At 51.7% G+C, this 1960-nt stretch carries 1 rRNA gene (running past one end of the window); it reads left to right on the forward strand.

Annotated features, from left to right (window positions below):
- The first annotated feature begins 154 nt into the window (after nt 1-154).
- Nucleotides 155-1960, forward strand: a 23S ribosomal RNA gene (locus HNR65_RS17730); it runs 1272 nt beyond the window's last position.

The following is a 1960-nucleotide window of genomic DNA, read 5'->3' on the forward strand; positions in this document are numbered from 1 at the left end:
TCAAGTTTTAAGTCTTACAAAGAATAAATCCTTTTTTATCTTAAAACTTAAAACTTAACACTTAACACTGTCAGCGCGAGCTGACATGCTCTTTGACAATTAGAGAAGATATGTAATGTAGACGCATCAAAGCGTTCAGCCCAAAGTATATTGTGGTTAAGCTACTAAGGGCAGACGGTGGATGCCTAGGCGCCAGGCGGCGATGAAGGACGTGGCCAGCTGCGATAAGCCTCGGGGAGGAGCTAAACATCCTTTGATCCGGGGATTTCCGAATGGGGAAACCCGGCACGGCCAATACCGTGTCACCGTATGCTGAATAAAATAGGCATACGGAGCTAACGAGGGGAACTGAAACATCTCACGTACCCTCAGGAAAAGAAATCAATTGAGATTTCCCAAGTAGCGGCGAGCGAACGGGAAATAGCCCAAACCGTACTTTCTTCGGAGAGTGCGGGGTTGTAGGACCGCCATAACGTGATCCGTGATTAGATAGGAGAACAGGCTGGAAAGCCTGACCATAGACGGTGAAAGTCCGGTATCTGAAATCGAACAGCGGCACAGGCGGCACCTGAGTAGGACGGGACACGAGGAACCCTGTCTGAATCCGGGAGGACCATCTTCCAAGGCTAAATACGACCTGGCGACCGATAGTGAACCAGTACCGTGAGGGAAAGGTGAAAAGTACCCCTGTGAGGGGAGTGAAATAGTACCTGAAACCGTCTGCTTACAAGCAGTGGGAGCACTATGGGATTTCGGTCCCAGTGTGACCGCGTGCCTTTTGCATAATGAGTCAGCGAGTTACTCTGTGCAGCGAGGTTAAGCCGTATAAGAGGTGTAGCCGAAGCGAAAGCGAGTCTGAACAGGGCGCAATAGTTGTACGGAGTAGACCCGAAACCGGGTGAGCTATCCATGGCCAGGGTGAAGCGTGAGTAAAATCACGTGGAGGCCCGAACCGTTGCAGGTTGAAAACTGCTCGGATGAGCTGTGGATAGGGGTGAAAGGCCAAACAAACCCGGAAATAGCTGGTTCTCCCCGAAATATATTTAGGTATAGCCTCGCAAACTCTGCAACGGGGGTAGAGCACTGAATAGGTTAGGGGCCCCACCAGGTTACCAACCCTAATCAAACTCCGAATACCGTTGACATTTATTGCGGGAGTCAGACTACGGGAGCTAAGTTTCGTGGTCGAGAGGGAAACAGCCCAGACCGTCGGCTAAGGTCCCCAAATGTGTGCTAAGTGGGAAAGGATGTGGGAATGCACAGACAACCAGGAGGTTGGCTTAGAAGCAGCCATCCTTTAAAGAAAGCGTAACAGCTCACTGGTCAAGTGAGCCTGCGCCGAAAATGTAACGGGGCTAAAGCACACTACCGAAGCCACGGATCGAAAATTATTTCGATGGTAGGGGAGCATTGTCTACGGGCAGAAGGTCGATCGACGAGAACGGCTGGACTGTAGACAAGAGCCCATGCTGACATGAGTAGCGATAAAGCGGGTGAGAAGCCCGCTCGCCGTAAGCCCAAGGTTTCCTGAGTAAAGCTAATCTGCTCAGGGTTAGTCGATCCCTAAGCCGAGGCCGAAAGGCGTAGGTGATGGAAAACAGGTTAATATTCCTGTACCACCTGGCAGTCGTTTGAGTGATGGGGGGACGCAGAAGGGTAGGTCATCCGTCTGATGGAACAGGCGGTAGAAGCCGGTAGGCGGGGGAGACAGGCAAATCCGTTTCCCTGTATAACGCCGAGAGGTGATCTGGAGGGGTTTTCCCCGTAAACTGACTGATCCCATGCTGCCAAGAAAAGCCTCTAGCGAGACTGTTGGGTGATCGTACCGCAAACCGACACAGGTGGGCAGGGAGAGTATCCCAAGGCGCTTGAGAGAACCCTGGTTAAGGAACTCGGCAAAATGACACCGTAACTTCGGGAGAAGGTGTGCCCTTGAAGGTGATGGAACTGGCTTCCTGAG

The sequence above is a fragment of the Desulfosalsimonas propionicica genome, assembly GCF_013761005.1.
Lineage (GTDB): Bacteria > Desulfobacterota > Desulfobacteria > Desulfobacterales > Desulfosalsimonadaceae > Desulfosalsimonas > Desulfosalsimonas propionicica.